The sequence below is a fragment of the Methanothermobacter sp. KEPCO 2 genome, assembly GCF_041228365.1.
Taxonomy (GTDB): Archaea; Methanobacteriota; Methanobacteria; order Methanobacteriales; family Methanothermobacteraceae; genus Methanothermobacter; species Methanothermobacter marburgensis.
In genome coordinates this window covers 1,247,132-1,265,971 of record NZ_CP166185.1, presented here as the reverse complement: position 1 = coordinate 1,265,971, position 18,840 = coordinate 1,247,132, and the positions used below count along the sequence as shown (strand labels likewise).

Genomic DNA, 18,840 nt, shown 5'->3' with positions numbered 1-18,840 from the left:
CTTTAAGTATATTGGGTCTTTCACATGTTTATTTTATAATCGGAGTTCCTTTAGCTTTATGAACTCGTTCTCGGCCTCCCTTGTTGTCCCCACAACAACCCGGTACCCGTTTTCCCTTCCACTGAACCTTTCAAGCTTACCCCTTGCGATTATCCTTTCACCCTCCCTGGCCTGCCCCGCGTAGGTATGGGTGAAGGACACAACCTCAGTGATTTCAGCTTCAGACCCCTCAAGTACACTGACATCCTCCACAAGGTACCTTGCAGGATTGTCAAAGGCCTCGATGGCATCAGATACTGTGCACTCGACGGTCACCCTGCCGCAGTCCTCATAGGTTGTATCGGCCCATGAGCCCTGGATTTCACTCCAGTCCCTTGCAGCGAGGATATCGAATAGGGTTCCATCGATTATTCCCCTGTTGTTCTTTCTCATCTCATACCAGCAGAACTCCCTGAATGAGAGCGTGTCATCGGTGATCCTTTTCCTGTAGACCTTCATGAGCTGTTCCTCATCCAGTCCATTCAGAGGACTCTCAGGGTCCCCCTTTAGTTCACCGAAGGCTTCCATGGCCCTCCGGTGGTTCCTCAACCCGTAAACCACAAAGTCGATATCAGAGTTCAGGGGGTCATACAATCCGGGAAGCACTGAACCTGAGACCCCCATGGAACTGTAGGGAATCCCTGCGGCATCATGCAACGCTTCGGCAACCATCACAACCCTGGTGAGCAGCTGATCGGTGGGGGATTCCATTATATCCAGAAGGCGCTCCTCTGGCCTCAGTATACTATCCACCCTTTCAGGGGGAACACCCATCATGAGTACACCGAGTTCCTCATAGTGGTGGAGGTAGATGGGGTGGTTCTCCTCAAGGAAGGCGTATGCCAGCTCAGAATTCACCTTTGAATATCTTGCAGAATTCAGGGACCTTTCACCTTCACTGTCGGGTATGTAGCGTAAAAAGGATAGTATCCTGTCTTCTGGATGAACGTATGATGTAACAGCAAAGAATAGATCATCAGAGGTGTATATGAAGTCACGGATTCGGGCTTTCATAGGTAAATTAAATGCATGATGAAACTATAAACCTTTTCATATTCTGCTGGAGGTATCATGGGAGGCCGTATCTTTGGTTATCTGGATTCCCATGCATAATTTAAATGAGGGCGGATCTGCAAATCATTTAATATGATTCTCCTAAGACTTGAGCCTGGAATGGATCTCATGGCTGAGATGGAGGCACTTGAAGTTGAGGGTGCCGTTGTATCGGGTATAGGTAGCCTCAATGGCGTGATGATAAGGACCGCGAATGAGAGCATCCTTACGGTTGAGGGCCCCCTTGAGATAATATCCCTTCAGGGGACAATTACAGGCGATGGTGTCCACATCCACATTGCAGTGGCTGATTCCTCTGGAAGGGTGCTTGGCGGACACCTCAAGGGCTATTGCAGGGTAAGGACAACCGTCGAACTTGCCGTGATACCCTATCATGGTAAACTGAGAAGGGTGATGGATGATAGAACCGGTTACAGGGAGCTACTGGTTCTTGACTGATTTCAAGCACATGGGGAGCTCAAACATGGAATCACTTCCCCAGCGGGGTCTCTGTTATGGCTTTTCACGTGACTCAAATCCTACTTATAGGACCACCTCCAAATATTTAGATGGTGATTGAATGATATATGAGCACCTTGAGGACCCTATCCTTTATGATGGAAGCCAGATAGAACCTGCATGGGCCCTCAGTGAACTTGGAATAAAGGGTTCGAGCATAATAACCTGGATAGGCCCAATGGATGTGAAGAACATCGTGGATTACGAGGATGTTGACCTTGAGATAAAGTCTGAGAATGTCCTCCACTTCATTGTTGAACACTTTGATGAACAGCCATCAAGTCTGCGTTTATCCTATCACAGGCAGAGGATTCTGGTCATGCTCCTCATGGAGGAACTTCGGGGTCATGGGTTTGAGATCCGGAGGGAGGGTGATGACCTCTACGTAGGTTCATCCAAGTTAACTGTTTCCATAGCAACTGCCTCGGTATCCAGCATGAAGATACACCTCGGTGTGAACATCCATGAGAAGGGCACACCAGATGATGTGGATACCGTGGGGCTCCTGGATGAGAGGCCTGAACTTGGAATGGAGGGCGTTGTCCAGATAGCAGAGAACGTTGCCATGGCATACATACATGAGATTGACTCCATCGAGGAGGACATATGCAAGACCAGGATCTTCTGAAGAGGCAGGGACACTTCTGATAGTAGATGTGGTTAAAATGAAAATAGTTATCAACGGGATACATGCCAATTTGAGGTTTTCAGCGGCACACATGATACCTGAACACGAGTCATGTGGATGCATACATGGACATTCATACATAGTTGACGTTAAGGTGGAGGGAAAAAGGAGTGGCAGGCACGGATTCGTGGCTGACTTCAAGGACGTTAAGGCAGTGGTGAGAGAACTATGCAGCAGATTTGATCATAAACTCCTCATACCCCTCAGAAGCCCCCTCATAAATTTCTCATCAACAAGTGGAAACATCAAATTTGAGATCGGTGGTAAGGAGTACAGCATACCCGAGGAGGACTGCTGCCTCCTTGACCTGGAATCCAGTTCTGCAGAGGAACTTTCACGTTACTTTGCATCCACCCTCTTTAAGGAGCTTGGCAGAAGGTACGACATATCCTCGGTTGAGGTCTGTGTAAATGAGGGAATAGGACAGGGGGCCATCTACACCATATCCCGGTGATCCATATGAGGGCACCCATTATGGAGGTTTTCAGCAGCATTCAGGGTGAGGGCCTACTTGTAGGGAAAAGGCAGATTTTCATACGGTTCGCCGGCTGCAACCTTAACTGCAGCTACTGCGACACCCCAGAGAGCAGGGACACATCATGTGGAGAGGAACTCTCAGCAGACCAGCTTCAGGGGATGGTTGAAAATCTCGTGACCCCTGATTTTCATTCACTGAGCATCACGGGGGGTGAACCGCTTCTTTACCCTGATTTTATCAGGGAATTCCTTGAGGATTCCCCCTGGAGTGCTCTTCTTGAAACCAACGGCTCTCTCCCGGCCAGTGCCCGGAGGATATCCCACCTCTTTGATTACGCATCGGTGGATATTAAAACATCTGAACATTTTTCAGGGGATTTCAACCAGAATATTACAGAATCCGATATATCCGGGCCGGATGACCTCATTGATCGGGAGGTTCAAGTCATAAACATATTAATATCAAAAGGTGTAAATACATATTGTAAGGTGGTTGTGATGCCCACAACGGGGGCTGAATACATCGGGGCCCTGGCCATGCGGCTCCGTGAAGGCGTTGATGACCCTGAAAAACTTTCAATGGTTATACAGCCCTGCAGTCCCCCTGAACAGTGGGCTCTGTACACTCCTCGCCTGCTGGAAATGTCTCAGGAAGCCGGAAAGTATATGGATGTTTACGTTATACCACAGATGCATAGGGCCCTTGGCCTTAGGTAGGAGGTTGTCAGATGGAAATGGAAACAAAGGTTACAGTCCATGATGCCATGACATCGAATGTTATAACAGCAGACCCTGGCATCAGCGTTGCAGAAGCAGCATCGATAATGACAGAAAAGAAGGTCGGAAGCATCATTGTGAAGAGCAACTCCGAACCTGAAGGACTCATCACAGAGAGTGACATCATAAGGAAGGTGGTTTCCAAGGACCTGACTGCCAGCAAGGTTACAATTGGCGAGGTAATGAGCCGCAACCTCATAAGCATAGAACCTGAAAGGGAACTCAGTGACGCCGCAAGGCTGATGGCAAAGAACAGTATAAGGAGACTCCCTGTGGTTAAGGACGGTGCACTGGTGGGGATACTTACATCCTCTGATGTCATGATGGTCGCCCCTGAACTCACCGAAATCCTTGTTGAGAATGCAAGGATTGAGGAGAACAGGGCACTGACACCTGAGAATGAGCGCTCTGTCCCAGGGGTGTGCGAGGTCTGCGGTAACTATGAGGAGTACCTTGAGGAGTATGATGGTAGATACATATGCGAGGAGTGTAAAGAGGACCTAGAGGGTGAATGATTTGTTTGTAAGAGACGTAATGACCTTAAATCCCGTCTCAGTCTCACTTGAAACTGCCGCCACGAGAGTAAGATCCATTCTAAGGGATGAGGATTTCAGATGCGTCCCTGTGGTTGAGGGAGAGAAACTGAGGGGTCTTATAACAAGGGGTGATGTGCTCAACATCACAGCAACCAAGTCAAATCTTGAGGCAAGGGGAATAATGGAGAAACCAAAGGTTATCCTGACCCCTGAGATGGATGTGATGAGGGCAGCGTCTGACCTTTTAAAGGCCGGTGAGATACAGGCCCCTGTTGTTGAGTCAACCGACAGCATGAAACTTGTGGGGATACTGAGCGTCATAGACCTCATATCAGGCTTCCTTGAAAACGGCTATGAGCCTGTCAGAAGCCCTGTAAGTGAGATAATGTCCCCAGTGCCTGTTACATGTGAACACAGCGACCAGCTTTCAGCTGTATGGGATCTTATGGATGAATCAGGGTTTTCAGGTCTTCCTGTGATGAAGAATGGTAAAATGATAGGTATCATAACCAGGAAGGACCTTCTGAGGTACGGCCATGCAAGGATACACAGGGAATCAGGTGAAGTGAAATCCGTGGCGGTTGAGAAGATAATGAAGACACCCCCTGTTGCCATAACACCGGATACTCCTTCTGAAAAGGCTGCCTCTCTCATGCTGGAGAAGGATATTGGAAGGATCCCCGTGGTTGAGAACCCGGTATTTGTGAAGAGGGACCCCAGCATGGTGAAGGAGGCAGATCTTCTGGGTATAGTGTCCAGGGAGGACGTCCTGGAAGCATATATCAAGTGAAATGGTGGCTTGATGAAACCTGAAAGTCCCATCAACGAGAAATTAATTTTTATTAAAAATATTAGTTTGGGTAATAACGATACTTACTTCATGTAAGTATATCTCCCAGAGAGGTGTGTAAATGAGAAAAAAAGACACCATAAACCTGGTAAAGTCTAGGGACCGTGGTCCCATTGAATTCGAGAGCAGAAACTTCGACCATGAAGGCGATGTCATGACAATCGCCGGGAAGGACGTAATTTCCATACCACAGACAGCCACCATCAAGGAAGCAGCGGAGATAATGGTTAAGAACAAATTCAGGAGGCTTCCCATAACAAACCCCGGAACAGGGAAGCTCCAGGGGATAGTAACGGCCATGGACATCCTGGACTTTTTAGGAGGGGGAGATAAATTCAAGATCCTGGATAAAAAGTATGATGATAACTTCCTCGCAGCAGTCAACGAACCGGTTAAAAGTATAATGACACGCGATGTCATTCACATAACCACCAGGGACTCCATATCAGATGCGGTTACCATGATGCTGGAAAACAGTGTCGGCGCCCTGCCGGTTGTGGATGATGAGGGGAGAATAGCAGGTATAGTATCCGAGAGGGACTTCGTGCTCCTCATGGCAGGTGTATTCATCGATGAGGTCACGGAGGATCACATGACGGTCGATGTCATAACGACAACACCTGGAACACCGATAGAGGGGGCCTCCAAGATAATGGTAAGAAACAGGCTCAGGAGGATACCTGTTGTTGGTGAGGAGCGAAGAACACCCCACCCAGAGGATGAAAAACTTGTTGGAATTGTTACCTCCACCGATATACTCGAGTTCCTTGGAAGGAACCAGGCATTCAACTCAATGAAGACCAACAGTGCCGAGGAGGTTCTCGCCACACCTGTAACTGAAATCATGGAAAGGGAGGTCTGCACCGTCACATCATCAACCACCCTTGGAGAGGTCTGTGAGATCATGGAGAAACATGGAATTGGCGGTCTGCCAGTGGTGGACTATGGAAACCTCAGGGGAATCATAACAGAGAGCGACCTTCTGAGGGCAATAACAGGTTAGGTGGTCCCATGAACGTTGGTAGTATAATGACAGATGAAGTCTTTGTCATGGAAGACACACAGCAGGTTGCATACGCCAGGAACCTCATGTTAAGGCATGGGATAAGCAGGGTAGTCGTAGTGGACTCCGAGGGGAAACCAGTAGGCATTGTCACAGAGACAGACATAACAAGGAAGCTGAGAATTGATGGACCAGCATGGAAGAGGAGGCCCATAGATAAGATATCAATAAGAAGGGTCATGAACGAGAACCCCATCAGCGTGGATATCAACGCCACTCCAAGGGAAGCCGCCGACCTGATGCTCAAGAAGAAAATAGGCTCACTCCTTGTGATGGATGGAGAGGAACTTGCGGGCATCATAACCAAGAGGGATCTTCTCAGATTCTTCAAGGACAGGTGCGCCGGCAGATGGAGGGTTGAGGATTTAATGACCCGGGACGTTAAAACTGTGACAGCCAACCACACACTGGCCCATGTTATAGATGTCATGGAGGAGAACGACATATCAAGGGTTGTTGTAACCGGGAACGGGGCTGTTGAGGGAATAATAACCTCCGAGAACCTCTCATTTGCAACGTTCGAGGACCCTGAGAGGGGCATACCTGTTGAAAGGGTCTACTTCATAAGCCGCGCATCCGAGGAGAAGAGGAGGGCCAGGACAATCGCAATGTTAACTGCCGGCGATATAATGACTGAGGACGTCATAACAGTCGAACCCTCAGCCGACGCATCAGAGGCGGCTTCAGTGATGCTTGATAATGGAATAAGCGGACTGCCCGTTGTTGAGGATGAGGAACTGGTGGGAATAATAACCAAAACAGATATAATAAGCGGGATACAGTAGGTGAAGAGTATGATAATTAAAAATATCATGTCAGAGGATCCTGTCTGCATCGATAAGGACCAGAACGTCTGCGACGCCCTTCGATTAATGGGAAAGAAAAACGTATCAAGGCTCCTTGTGATCAACACAAACAGCGAACATGAGAGGGAACTTGTGGGGATAGTCACCGAGAAGGATATAGCCATAAAACTGGGATCATCAAGGTACGGGAACATGGCACCATCCCACTTCCATGTCTCAACGGTCATGACATCTGAACTCATAACTGCAGATCCAGACATGGATGCAGGAAACGCAGCAAGTCTCATGCTTGAGAACAACATAGGAAGTCTGCCTGTTATCCTTGATGATGAGATACTGGGAATCGTGACCAAATCAGACCTCCTTGATATATGCAGGGGAAGGGCCTATGAGAGTTACACAGCGGCCGATGTCATGAGCACAGAGATGATAACAGTATCCCCCCAGGAGAGGGCTGTCCATGCAAGGAGGATGATGATTGATGCAGGCATAGGACGGCTTCTGATCATGGATGGAGGGGAACTTGCCGGTATCCTCACCGCAAAGGACATGACACGTGCAGTTATAAACTTCAGGAAGGTGGTCCCGGATAAGCACAAATCATCAAGGATAAGAAACCTTCTGGTTGAGGATATAATGAAACAGAATGTCAGGACCGTTGAGGCAGACACGCCGGTAACTGATCTTGCATCAATGATGATGGAGACAGGTTACGGCGGGTTCCCTGTTGTGGACGGCGAACTTGAGGGTATAGTGACAAAGACGGACATCCTTGATCTCATAGTTGAGATAGAGGGTGTCTTCTAATCCTTTATTTTTTTGAATAAGCTGAATACACATGTTTATAATTGAATGATCAGCGTGAATCTGATGAATACAGACATTCCTTTCCATGAGATCACAGAGAAAACAGGGATTCCATCTAAAAGACTGGAGGCGGGGCTGGCCAGGGGTGCCATCAGGGTCACTGAAGAGGGTGGCATGAATGCACTAATTTTCAAAAAGTCCCTCATGGACCTTGAGGCAGGCACGGTGATCTACACTGGAGATGAGGTTGAGGTTATCCGGGGATTTCCGAAGATCAGAAGAACACTTCTACTAGCCCCCACCCTGATGGAACACTTCAGGGACAGCGTTGCAGTAGAGGAGAAGATGAACGGTTACAATGTCCGCATAACACGCCTTTCATCTGGTGATACGGTTGCACTCACACGAGGAGGCCATGTATGCCCCTTCACAACCCGGAAGGCGCTGGAACTCATGGACCTTGACGGGTTCTTCTCTGACCACGGGGACCTTGTTGTATGCGGTGAGATGGTTGGAAGGGACAATCCCTATGTTTCACAGGACTACCCTGAGGTGGGGTCCCTGGGTTTCAGGGTCTTTGACCTGAGGGAGAAGAACACCAACAAGCCCCTCCCAATAAAAGAGAAGAGGGACCTTCTTGAGTCCTATGATCTTCCACCCGTCCGTTTATTCGGGATTTACCCTGTTGAAGATGCTGCAGAGGAGGTTGCAGATATAATAAGGGCCCTGGGGAAGGAGGGAAGAGAGGGGGTTGTCATGAAGGACCCCTCAATGGATTTACCACCCCTGAAGTACACATCATCCCAGGCACATGCACGGGAACTTGCATATGCCTTCAGCTACCCCTTTGACTTTGGGAGACCCTTCTTCTTCAGCAGGGTTATAAGGGAGGGTTTCCAGGCCTATGAACTGGATGAGTCAGATGAGGAAACCCTTGAGAGGGCTCACCGCCTGGGAGAGGCAATAATATACCCCATGCTTGAGAGGATAAAGGCCATAGCAGATGGTGAGGCCGCCTACGAGGACACTATCATCGATGTGGAGGACAGGGAGACCGCCGAGGAGTTCATAAGGCACCTTGTACATCTCGGTGTCTCAGCGACCCTCGCAGACTACAGGGACGGTAAGGCCACGGTGAGGCGATTCTACCAGGCAACAACAGACAGGATAAACAACTACCTGGAGGGGGGCCTCTACTGATGGCAGAAGAATCCATAGCCTACCTCGGGCCTGAGGGGACATTCACCGAGGAGGCTGCGCTCCATATTGGTGATGAACTTCTGGCATTTGACTCCATACTTGAGGTTCTGGGGGCTGTGGCATCAGGTAAGGCTTCAAAGGGGGTTGTTCCCATTGAGAACTCAATTGAAGGGCCGGTTGGGGTAACACTCGACCTTCTGGCATGGGAATATGATCTTTGCATAGAGAGGGAGATAATACTTAGGGTAAGGCACAACCTCCTTGTCAACAGGGGGGTCTCCCTGGGGGAGGTGAGGGAGGTTTACTCACACCCCCAGTCCCTTGCCCAGTGCCGGAGGTTCCTGGAGGAGCTGGGTGTCACAACACATTCAGCACCCAGCACAGCAGCAGCGGCCAGGACGATAGTGGGGAGACAGGAACTTGCGGCGATAGGGACCCTGAGAGCCGCGGATATCTATGGCCTTGAGGTGATCGCAGAGGACATACAGGACTTTGACCCCAACTTCACAAGGTTCATAGTCCTCTCGGAAAAGGATCATGAGCCAACAGGAAGGGACAAGACCTCCATAGTCTTTTCACTGGCAGAGGACAGACCAGGGGGGCTTTATGAGGTTCTGGGATTCTTTGCAGAGCATGGAGTGAACCTCACAAAGATAGAATCCAGACCCTCAAAGAGGGGGCTTGGCAAGTACATATTCTTCATAGATTTTGAGGGACACCGGAAGGACGCCGTCATAATGGGTGTGCTTGATTGTATAGCTGATAGAACACCTTTCTTTAAAATTCTGGGATCCTATCCAGAGGAAACTGTTTATGAATAGCCCTTTTGATTTTTCAGGAACTCACCTGAGCACCCGGGTACCTAGGTATAAAGCTACTTTGCCTGTTAACGGAGCATCAGGGGTTTAGGTGTTCCATCCCATATAAATTATATATACCCGGCTGTTCAATATAGATCCAGTTGATATCATCGATTTATCAGGAGATGATTATGATTGGTCAGGATAAGAAAATCATCCTGAGACAGCTCAAGAAACTTGAAAGGGACCTGGAAGAGGGTAATATTTCAAGGAAGGAATACAGTGAACTGAAGGAACAGTACACGAAGGAACTTGAAACAATTGAGGCAGTTGAAAATATAAGGCGCCTTCAGGGGCAGAAAACCCCGGAAAAAACCCTCGACCACTGGGTGGAGGAATCACGGAAAAAGAAGGATGAAAAGGAGAAGGAGGAACTTGTCAGGAAGTACGTCAGGACAGATGAGGTTAAGGGAAAGAGGGGTCCGAATCTGTCGCTCATAGGTGCCATAATAATTGTGGCGGCATTCTTCTTTGGAACGGGTTTTGGACTGTACTTCATGAACGTGAAGGATGAAACCCCCGTTACAGGGACAGTTACCGTGAATGAAACAGCATTCCCATCCTTCAACAACACCGTTAAGAATGTGACAGTAACCCACCCCACAAACAGGAACCCCACCAACACAACACCCACGGCACCCACCACTCCAGAAAAGCCTTCAACACCCACCACTCCAACAGCACCCGATAATCAGGGGACCGGTGGCGGTCAGAATCCACCATCATCACCATGAGAGTGAGGAAATTGCATGAGGAAGCACTGGTTCATCCTTTTCATAATAATGGTCGTTGCGGTGTCAGGATGCACCTCACCTGACAGCAACTCAGAGAACCAGACCAAAAGGTTCTCCGGAAACAACATTTCATTTGAGTACCCATCCAACTGGGTGACGGCCAATTCACTGGCAAACGAAACCATTGCAGCAGTTGGGGACCCGACATCAGTTGATTCATCTGGACTTGCACAGGTATCGGTTGTTATCCAGTCAAGGGAGCTTAAGGGTAACATCTATGATATGTACAGGGACAACTATGATGCACTGTTCACTAACTCCAGTTACAGGAGGGTCTCAGAGACAAACACAACCATAGGTGGTTACCAGGCAATAGAAAATGTCTATATTGTCCTTGATGGAGTCCAGAAGAAGCATAGGGCCATCTGGATACAGAACAACAGAAGGGTCTATGTGATACTCTGCACAGCCCCGGCTGACAGGTTCGATGCTGAAGGAAAGAACTTCGACCTCATCGTAAACAGCTTCAGGTTTATTTAACTCCACCTTCCTTTCTTTAGGGATAGGCCAAAACTATAAATTTATATTTATCAAAATATTATTAAATTATAAGGGTCACTGCAGTGATAACTAAATGGGCTCTTTTTATTTTATCTCCAGAGGTTTAAAGACTGTACTGGGTTTTTAAACCGGGATTTATAGGTGTGGCCTTGTTTGCGATAACCACGGTAACCACTAAAGAAAAGGAGGAAGAAGGAATGGTATTGCCAATATGCGATGTCTGTCTTAAAAGCGGAATTTTATGTCAGGGCTGTGAAAATAAACTTAAAACAGGGGAGGTAACCGAGACTGAACTGGAGATATCAAAGGTTCTATACAGGATTGGAGAGGGAAAACTAGGATTTAAAAGGGCCATAGACCTTGATGGAATAGTTATAATCATAACGGAGTCTGATGAGGTCGGAAAACTGATAGGTAAGGGCGGTAAAATCGTAAGGGCAATATCAAGGGCCCTGGGTAAAAAGGTGAGGGTGGTTGGTGAGAACTCTGACCTCAAATCAGTTGCAGAGGATGTCCTTGCACCTGCAAGGATTTCAGGGATCAACATAGTATTCGGGAAGGACGGTGAGGAACGCTTCAAGATCAGGGTTATGCGGGAGGATGCAAGGAGAGTGCCAGGCAAACTTGAAACCCTCAACGAGATAATAGAAATGCTGACAGGAGAGAAAACGGTTGTTGTTATAGATGACACATGATGGGGATGGAATGGAGATTGTACTTTGCGTTACAGGAAGCGTTGCCGCCATTGAGGCAGTTAAACTCGCGAGGGAACTGGGAAGGCAGGGTGCCAGCGTCAGATGTTTCATGAGTGAGGACGCCTGCAGAATAATACACCCCCATGCAATGGAGTTTGCCACAGGAAGTAAACCCATCCTTGAACTTACAGGGGAGATCGAGCACGTTAAGTACGCCGACGCAGACCTCATCCTGGTGGCCCCTGCAACGGCTAACATCATAGGTAAGCTTGCCTTTAAGCTGGCCGACAACCCCATATCATCCCTTCTCCTCACGGCATCCGGGATGGGGACACCCATAGTTATGGTTCCATCAATGCATGAGGCCATGTATGCCGCCGCAGAGGGGAACATAAGGAGGCTGAGGGAGGAGGGCGTTGTCTTTGTTGAACCCCGCATGGATGAGGGTAAGGCCAAGTTCCCGGACATCAACACCATAGTACTTGAGGCCATGAGGCAGACCTCAAAGCAGAGGTTGAGGGGTAAAAGGGTTCTCATAAGCCTCGGCGGAACATATGAGCCAATCGATCCAGTGAGGGGCATTACAAATAGAAGTTCAGGTAAGATGGGTCTTGCGGTTGCACGAAGGGCATACATTGAGGGTGCAGATGTTACACTCCTGGCGGGTATCGTCTCAGTGGATATTCCCCAGCAGTTCACTGTTAAAGAGGCTGAGACAGCGGATTCCATGGCAGCCGCAGTCAGGGAACTTATAGGGGAACATGATGTATTCGTATCGGCTGCAGCCGTCGCTGACTTCAAACCCACCTGCACTGAGAGGAAGATATCCTCAGATGGAGAGCTCACACTCACACTGAAACCAAACCCCAAGATCATAAAAATTGCAAGAGAACTTAACCCTGATGCACTTATTGTTGGATTCAAGGCTGAGTACGATGTCCCCAGGGAGGAACTTATCGGATCTGCAGAGAAGCAGATGCGGGAGGCTGGTGTGGATATCGTTGTTGCAAATGATGTTTCAGTTGAGGGTTTCGGCTCAGACAGTAACATGGCCATCATGGTCTCAGATAGGACCCTGGAACTTCCTGTAATGAGCAAGGATGACCTTGCATCCCTCATAGTTGATGAAATTGCAGCAAAACTTGAAGAAAAGGAACGAAGTTCTTGATGAAGTTTAATGGAAAATAATGGCTTTTTATTTTTATTTCATCAGGAATCAGAAAAATGGAGTTATTCACTCCAGGTTATTGTGTTGCAACAATAACCCGGAGGTGAAATTATGGCCTTCAGTTGGGATTAAAATTATGTAACTAACCCAATATATACCTTTTTTACTAAAAATCTGATTAAAAAAATAAAAGGATATTTTATGATCCAATATAGGGTCTATCTTTTTTTGATCTTCTTTTTTGTGCTTTTTCTTTTGCTATTTTCATAGCCTTTTTTAGTTTTTTGGTATCTATACTTTTTTTGGAGTGTTTTTGGTAGTTTTGGATGAATTTTTTAATTATTTTTTCCTTGGTTTTTCTTTTTAGGGTTGAAGTGCTGTCGATTATGAAGAAGCATATCTCTCCCAGGTCATGGATGGGGTCTCCATAAAATGTATTTTCGAAGTCGATCCCGTATACTCCCTTTTTTGTGAATATGAAATTTTTCAGGTTGCAATCTCCTTTTAAGATAGTGGTTTCATCGTGTTTTATGTTATGGAGCTTTGCTAGCCATTTTGCAAGGTCTTCAACCCAATCTGCACTTGTATGGATTGCTTCTCCTATTGTTTTGCCGTCTATAAATTCTGTTATTAAGATGTTCTTATGGGAGTTGACTACTTTGGGCACGTTTAATCCGTGTTTGTTTAATCTTTTAAGAGTTTTTTCTTCCATGACTCTGGAGTCTTTATTCTTGTATATTTTCACTATGAACTGCTTATTTTTGTATTTTATAGCGTAGACGTCATTTCTTTTGCTTTCAAGCTTTTTTAAAACGGGGCGTATCAAAGTATTTTTTCTCCTTCAAGGTTTTTTGTGTCAATGTTAAGTTTTTAGAGACCGCCATCCTTTATATATAAATTTTTCGTTTGAGGGTTGTTTCGTTAATTTTATTAGTTGCTTCACTTCATATATACGAAGTGCATTTTGTTGCATTTCGACTAAGGACGACTAAGGAGGTGAAAGAAATTAAAGAAAAAATAATACACTTTCTAATAATATCAGTAATAGTCATCGTACTCAGTGGACATGCCTCAGCATCCGACCTTACAAACATTACAAAAAATATGGCAACAGACGCACAAAACACACTAAACTTACAAAATCCACACAACACATTATTAATAACCACGGCAGGACCCGCGAAATATGAAAATTCAACAACAGAAGACGCTCTACAAACCGTAAAAGACGAAATCCCCTTACAATATTCAAACATACTCCAACTAAACAAACCCAACGATCCAGTGACATTCACATTCGTCAAAAAAGAAAACAACAACGCTTATGCAATAAAATACACAATCCTCGAATCAGGATGGGAAAAAACACAAAAAATTAACATAGGACCGCAGATGACAGGAACACAATTCACAACCGCCAGCAAAGAACTAGGATATGACATTTTAGCTATTGCAAGCGCTTGGACAGCAGGAGCACCATTAGACATGCTAAAGATAGCAGCATGGACTGGAACAATCAACGACGGCCTTATAACCGCCTATGCAGCATCTAAACAATTCATACAAAATTATCCTCTCGAATCAAATACAAACTCATACCATGTAATAACATCTGTAGGCGGCGGTGACGACGATGTCCCCATGTTCTTCATGGATTCCACACCACTCAAATGGAACGGCAACTACTACAACTTCAGATCAACATATGCAAAGGATCCGAACGAAAACATCTACATATGGTGGGACGCAAACTCAAAAACGGGTAAACTGCTTTATTGGACAATAAACGATAATGTAAAATACAGTGGTCCTACAGGAACGCTCACAGAACTAAAACATGACCTAGAATTGCTCACACTACTTTCAACAAACCCAGCATCTCTCTACAAAACCCTGAAACTAGCCACAATCAATGATGAACAATTCTCACACCTATGGGCCACAGGAATAGACAAAGAATATATAAACAGTTTGCCACAACCCCAAGAAACTATGAACACAGACATTCCAGTTTTACCAATAAACAATTACAATAGCCTTTACGAAAACGGTAAAAAAGCAGTGGATGCAGCAAACCAAGCATTCAAAGAAGCTGGACTACCAACACTTACCAAGGAAGATCTTCTCATAACATCAGCCGGCTACTCACAAACCCTCGGACTAACCTATGCAGCCATCGATGGTGTGATAGATTCCACAGGGATGCTGTTAAAGAACATTTATTCCCTTAAAAGAGGCACCCAAACACCACTCTGGTACGTCTTCGTGAAAAAACCGACGATTGCAGACGGACCTTTATATGCAGTTTTCATCGATTCTGAAGGGAAAATAAAACCAGTACTCTACAATGGTGTAAGCTATAATGTCTTCGATATCAGCGCAAAAAACCTTGAAGGAAACAAGGGGACAGAAGGTTATACAAAATCTCTCGCAGTCTATGGAACATACACGTATGATATACCAGCATATGCTCAGCAAGATTATTATATAGTTAGCCTTGCAAACCAATGGGCAGTCGGAATGCCATACGACTTCATGTTAGCGGCCATTGGAGGCGGCTGTCCAGGTTCAGGACTGACACAGGGATATGTAATAGCAGATCTCATAAAATCATGGCTACCATTAACAGGAACACAATATTATGTATACATTGGAGTACCAGCCCATTGTAAAGAACAAGTTATAATGCAAGTTCTCGGACTTTCAGCTTCTAAAGGAACATACTACACCACAGGGGTTAGAAATACACAAGCCTTATCCTCATCACAGGGTATAGCGATAAGATGGGATCCGTCAAAAAATACAGGTAAAGCAATCCTCATAGACTATGACAAGAAAATTCTAACTAGTATACAACCTGATAACAACAATTACTACAGGACAATGTACTGGGCCCTCTGGTACATTACAAGCGCATTCCCAGGAAAAGAGCTTTATAGCCAATTACAGGAAGCATACAGCATCAAAAAGGAAGTTACACTCACAAAAACGGAATATTATCAGCTATTGGCGGCTGGAGACCCTGTTGAATACCTATTAAACTTCCAGGATGTCACGCCACCAGAAATTACGGCAACAGTAAAAGATTCAACAGTTTACATGGACATCAACGAAGAAGGTACCATATATTATTCAACAGACGGTTCAACATGGCAACAATACACAAATCCAATAAAACTTGAAAAAACAGCTACAATATACTATTATGGCGTTGATGCCAATGGAAACAAAGCAGAAGCTCAAGAGATAACAGTACCAGTTAAAACTGAGGAAACTCAACCAACAACTCCAGTCACTCCAACGCCGGGAGCGCAGTCAAATGTGATAGTATTGCCTAGAATTTCAAGCATTTCAATGGCAGAGGGGCAGGCAAGTGTAAGTCATTATGCAATGCCAGCTCCTACAACGCCTCAACCAGTCAAGAAGGCTTCATATCTAAGCCCACATAAAACCGTCGCAGGAACTTCATACCCAGCTTTAGCTTTGATCGCAATACTCATAATAGCAGCGCTAGGTTACATCAAAAGAGGCAGCATTCTCCATACAATCAACAATGTTAAAAGCACGCCAAAAGGCAAATAATTTTTTCCTTTTTAACTTTTTTTGAAAACTGATTTTTTGAGACACCTAAATTTTCATCGAGATCTATAAACTCAATTTAGTCTTCATTTTAGATGAGAATTTACTTAAAAGTGGGATGGTACTAGAAAATCATTTATGGTATTACAAATAGGGTAAGGTGATATTATGGTAAGTGTTACAAGAAAGTATCAAGTAACAATCCCTAGGGAAAGTGCGTGAAGACCTTAAAATCCAAGCAAAAGACAAAGTAGTCTTCATAAAAGACAAAGAAGGGGGGAATGGAAGCTCATGAAACTTGAACAACTAGCAGAGAAGATAATAGAATCATAAGATATAAAGGAAACAGTAAAAGAATCAAGAGAAGGTTTTAAGAGGTATAAGGAACCTCAAATCCCTAAGATAGTATAGGTGATCATGGTAATCTTAGATACTAATGTTTTTAACGATAAAATATTTTTGTAAGTGGGCTTTTGAACTCAAAACAAAAATATTTGCCATCAATTGCTTACATGGAATTTCTATACCATCAAATGAACAAAGGAATACGGAGTCCATGGTAAACACCTTCCTAAAAGAAGCAAATATTAAATTGTGCCATTCAGAGAAAAAGAAGCAAAAAAGCCGTTGCAAGCGCCTCGACAATTGGGATTTCAGCGAAAATGCTAGAGATTATGCCATAGGCGGCACAGCACTCTCATTAAATGCAAAATTAATCACAAACAACAAAAAACATTTTAAATGGATGAATGCTATAACACCCAAAGAATCCCTCAACCAACAAAATAAAGGTCTCAAAATTTGGTTAACAGACAAACCCATCTCCTCTAATTGTTCCCCCATGATCATGGGTTCTAAAGTTTGTAAAGAGTAGAGGGGTTAGACACCCAAAAAAACTTCACAATACACCGAACAAAAAAACAGAGAGGAAAGAAAACCCAACCTACTATATATCCAAAGAATAATAACTTTCCTAGTGAAAAAAATTCCCCTTTACCATAATCCTTGGCAAACTTCTGAAAAACAATAAGCTTCCCACGCTAAAATTAAACCTCCTAGCAGAATGTTAATGAGATCCAAACTCCAACATAATGTGCTATGATTATAACCACCAACGCTATAACCACATGCTCCACACTATCCTCCAAGGATCCCTCTTCTGTTCCCGGGCGATCTGAAAACTGAAAATTCCCAAAAGAAACAAACCCCAAAAGATATTCACCACAATTGCAATTGATAAACTCAACAATAAAAGTGGGATGACAAAAGTTAAAGCAAAAACAAACTTAGACAAGAAAGTGGCCAAGTCGCCTACCATATCTCCCTTGTAGTATGCCCATCCTCAGCTTCTTCAGAAACATGGATACCCAGCGCATCAGAAAGAGCGTCAGCAACCGCTATCGTTAATATACCACCAATAACCACAAACTTCGAATGTGTCCCGGAATTCAAACCCACCATCAAACCTAGGGTTGTGATTACCGCGGAAGTCAAACCAAAACTAAACCCGGTCTTAAATGAATGCCTCATCATAACAAAGAAAACATATCTCAGTCCAAGTTTATAAAACATTTGACTACAAAAATCTCAAGATAAATGGATACTAACTATTATTTTATCCAGAGAATTATTAGGTGTTGGTATGTCCACTGTTAAGATAATTTCATGGAATGTTAATGGCCTGAGGGCTGTTTATCGTAAAGGTTTCCTGGACTGGTTCCTCACAGAAAAACCTGACATATTATGTCTACAGGAGATAAAAGCAAACCACAGACAAATCCCAAGAAAATTAAGGCACGTTGAAGGTTACAGCACATTCTTCACACCAGCCCAGAGAAAAGGCTACAGTGGAGTTGCCATGTACACCAAAATCAAACCAAAAAGCCTGAGAGAAGGATTCGGAATAAAAAAATTCGACATCGAAGGCCGAATCCAATAGCAGATTTCAATGATTTCCTACTCTACAACATATACTTTCCCAATGGTAAAATGTCCGAAGAACGCCCCAAATACAAACTAGACTTCTATGATGCATTCCTCAAGGATGTGAACCGCGAAAGAGATTCAGGACATAACATAATAGTCTGCGGCGATTTCAACACCGCCCATAAAGAAATAGACCTCGCAAGGCCAAGGGAAAACAGTAACATCTCAGGGTTCTTCCGGTTGAGAGGACATGGATTGACACTTTCATCGAAAACGGTTACATCGACACATTCAGGGCATTCAACAAGGAACCAGGACAATACACATGGTGGAGTTACAGGACAAGAGCCCGTGAAATGAATGTTGGATGGAGACTAGATTACTTCTTCGTTAACAAGGAATTTATGGGTAATGTTAAAAAATCATGGATATTATCAGATGTTATGGGATCAGACCACTGCCCCATAGGACTCGAAATCAAAATATAAACTTTACAATCTAG

General features: G+C 45.0%; 19 protein-coding genes and 1 pseudogene. 18 read left to right on the top strand and 2 right to left on the bottom strand.

Annotation, left to right across the window (positions count from 1 at the left end; all coding sequences use genetic code 11):
* Window positions 1–33: 33 nt before the first annotated feature.
* Window positions 34–1,053: a DNA polymerase subunit beta gene (locus AB9H23_RS06665; protein ID WP_370004585.1), complete on the bottom strand. Its 1,020-nt coding sequence runs from the start codon at window positions 1,051–1,053 to the stop codon at window positions 34–36.
* Between the two features lie 132 nt (window positions 1,054–1,185).
* Here AB9H23_RS06665 and AB9H23_RS06660 point away from each other — a divergent pair, with 132 nt between their 5' ends.
* From AB9H23_RS06660 to coaBC, 15 genes are all read left to right on the top strand, one after another.
* Complete coding sequence (locus tag AB9H23_RS06660; protein ID WP_160322918.1) at window positions 1,186–1,551, top strand: PPC domain-containing DNA-binding protein; 366 nt, start codon at window positions 1,186–1,188, stop codon at window positions 1,549–1,551.
* A 121-nt stretch (window positions 1,552–1,672) separates the two neighbouring features.
* Window positions 1,673–2,239: a DUF366 family protein gene (locus AB9H23_RS06655; RefSeq protein ID WP_160322919.1), complete on the top strand. Its 567-nt coding sequence runs from the start codon at window positions 1,673–1,675 to the stop codon at window positions 2,237–2,239.
* Between the two features lie 37 nt (window positions 2,240–2,276).
* Window positions 2,277–2,753 (top strand): 6-carboxytetrahydropterin synthase, encoded by a 477-nt coding sequence (locus AB9H23_RS06650; protein WP_160322920.1) that lies wholly within the window; start codon window positions 2,277–2,279, stop codon window positions 2,751–2,753.
* Between the two features lie 5 nt (window positions 2,754–2,758).
* The gene (locus tag AB9H23_RS06645) at window positions 2,759–3,493 is read left to right on the top strand and encodes a 7-carboxy-7-deazaguanine synthase QueE (RefSeq protein WP_160322921.1); all 735 of its coding nucleotides are present in this window, start codon (window positions 2,759–2,761) and stop codon (window positions 3,491–3,493) included.
* 11 nt (window positions 3,494–3,504) lie between these two features.
* Complete coding sequence (locus AB9H23_RS06640) at window positions 3,505–4,068, top strand: CBS domain-containing protein (protein ID WP_370004584.1); 564 nt, start codon at window positions 3,505–3,507, stop codon at window positions 4,066–4,068.
* On the top strand, window positions 4,061–4,879 hold the full coding sequence (locus tag AB9H23_RS06635) for a CBS domain-containing protein (RefSeq protein WP_370004583.1): 819 nt from the start codon (window positions 4,061–4,063) through the stop codon (window positions 4,877–4,879). Before AB9H23_RS06640 ends, AB9H23_RS06635 begins: the two co-directional genes overlap by 8 nt.
* A gap of 121 nt (window positions 4,880–5,000) precedes the next feature.
* The gene (locus AB9H23_RS06630; protein WP_370004582.1) at window positions 5,001–5,942 is read left to right on the top strand and encodes a CBS domain-containing protein; all 942 of its coding nucleotides are present in this window, start codon (window positions 5,001–5,003) and stop codon (window positions 5,940–5,942) included.
* An 8-nt stretch (window positions 5,943–5,950) separates the two neighbouring features.
* On the top strand, window positions 5,951–6,787 hold the full coding sequence (locus AB9H23_RS06625) for a CBS domain-containing protein (RefSeq protein ID WP_370004581.1): 837 nt from the start codon (window positions 5,951–5,953) through the stop codon (window positions 6,785–6,787).
* Window positions 6,788–6,796: 9 nt separating this feature from the next.
* Window positions 6,797–7,615 carry a CBS domain-containing protein gene (locus AB9H23_RS06620; protein ID WP_321211158.1) on the top strand — a complete coding sequence of 273 codons (819 nt, stop codon included), beginning with the start codon at window positions 6,797–6,799 and terminating at the stop codon, window positions 7,613–7,615.
* 63 nt (window positions 7,616–7,678) lie between these two features.
* Window positions 7,679–8,815, top strand: a complete 1,137-nt coding sequence (locus tag AB9H23_RS06615; RefSeq protein WP_321211157.1) for an RNA ligase — start codon at window positions 7,679–7,681, stop codon at window positions 8,813–8,815.
* Entirely contained in the window at window positions 8,815–9,636 is an 822-nt protein-coding gene (pheA, locus tag AB9H23_RS06610; RefSeq protein ID WP_321211156.1) for a prephenate dehydratase, read from the top strand. The genes AB9H23_RS06615 and pheA overlap by 1 nt, the downstream gene beginning before the upstream one ends.
* 170 nt (window positions 9,637–9,806) lie before the next feature.
* The gene (locus AB9H23_RS06605; protein WP_321211155.1) at window positions 9,807–10,409 is read left to right on the top strand and encodes a hypothetical protein; all 603 of its coding nucleotides are present in this window, start codon (window positions 9,807–9,809) and stop codon (window positions 10,407–10,409) included.
* 15 nt (window positions 10,410–10,424) lie between these two features.
* Window positions 10,425–10,949, top strand: coding sequence for a PsbP-related protein (locus tag AB9H23_RS06600; protein WP_321211154.1), 525 nt, complete (start codon window positions 10,425–10,427; stop codon window positions 10,947–10,949).
* Window positions 10,950–11,167: 218 nt separating this feature from the next.
* Window positions 11,168–11,665: a transcription elongation factor NusA gene (locus tag AB9H23_RS06595; RefSeq protein ID WP_321212177.1), complete on the top strand. Its 498-nt coding sequence runs from the start codon at window positions 11,168–11,170 to the stop codon at window positions 11,663–11,665.
* A gap of 10 nt (window positions 11,666–11,675) precedes the next feature.
* Entirely contained in the window at window positions 11,676–12,833 is a 1,158-nt protein-coding gene (coaBC, locus tag AB9H23_RS06590) for a bifunctional phosphopantothenoylcysteine decarboxylase/phosphopantothenate--cysteine ligase CoaBC (protein ID WP_321211153.1), read from the top strand.
* Window positions 12,834–13,032: 199 nt separating this feature from the next.
* Here coaBC and AB9H23_RS06585 read toward each other — a convergent pair whose 3' ends face one another.
* Window positions 13,033–13,659, bottom strand: coding sequence for a phosphotransferase (locus tag AB9H23_RS06585; RefSeq protein WP_321211152.1), 627 nt, complete (start codon window positions 13,657–13,659; stop codon window positions 13,033–13,035).
* A 170-nt stretch (window positions 13,660–13,829) separates the two neighbouring features.
* Between AB9H23_RS06585 and AB9H23_RS06580 the strand changes: the two genes are divergently transcribed.
* The 3 genes and pseudogenes from AB9H23_RS06580 (at window position 13,830) to AB9H23_RS06570 (ending at window position 18,826) form a co-directional block, all read left to right on the top strand.
* Window positions 13,830–16,415, top strand: coding sequence for a chitobiase/beta-hexosaminidase C-terminal domain-containing protein (locus AB9H23_RS06580; protein WP_370004580.1), 2,586 nt, complete (start codon window positions 13,830–13,832; stop codon window positions 16,413–16,415).
* 1,639 nt (window positions 16,416–18,054) lie between these two features.
* Window positions 18,055–18,698, top strand: a pseudogene (xth, locus tag AB9H23_RS06575) (exodeoxyribonuclease III).
* Window positions 18,593–18,826, top strand: a complete 234-nt coding sequence (locus tag AB9H23_RS06570; protein ID WP_321212176.1) for an exodeoxyribonuclease III — start codon at window positions 18,593–18,595, stop codon at window positions 18,824–18,826. Before xth ends, AB9H23_RS06570 begins: the two are co-directional and overlap by 106 nt.
* Window positions 18,827–18,840 lie beyond the last annotated feature (14 nt).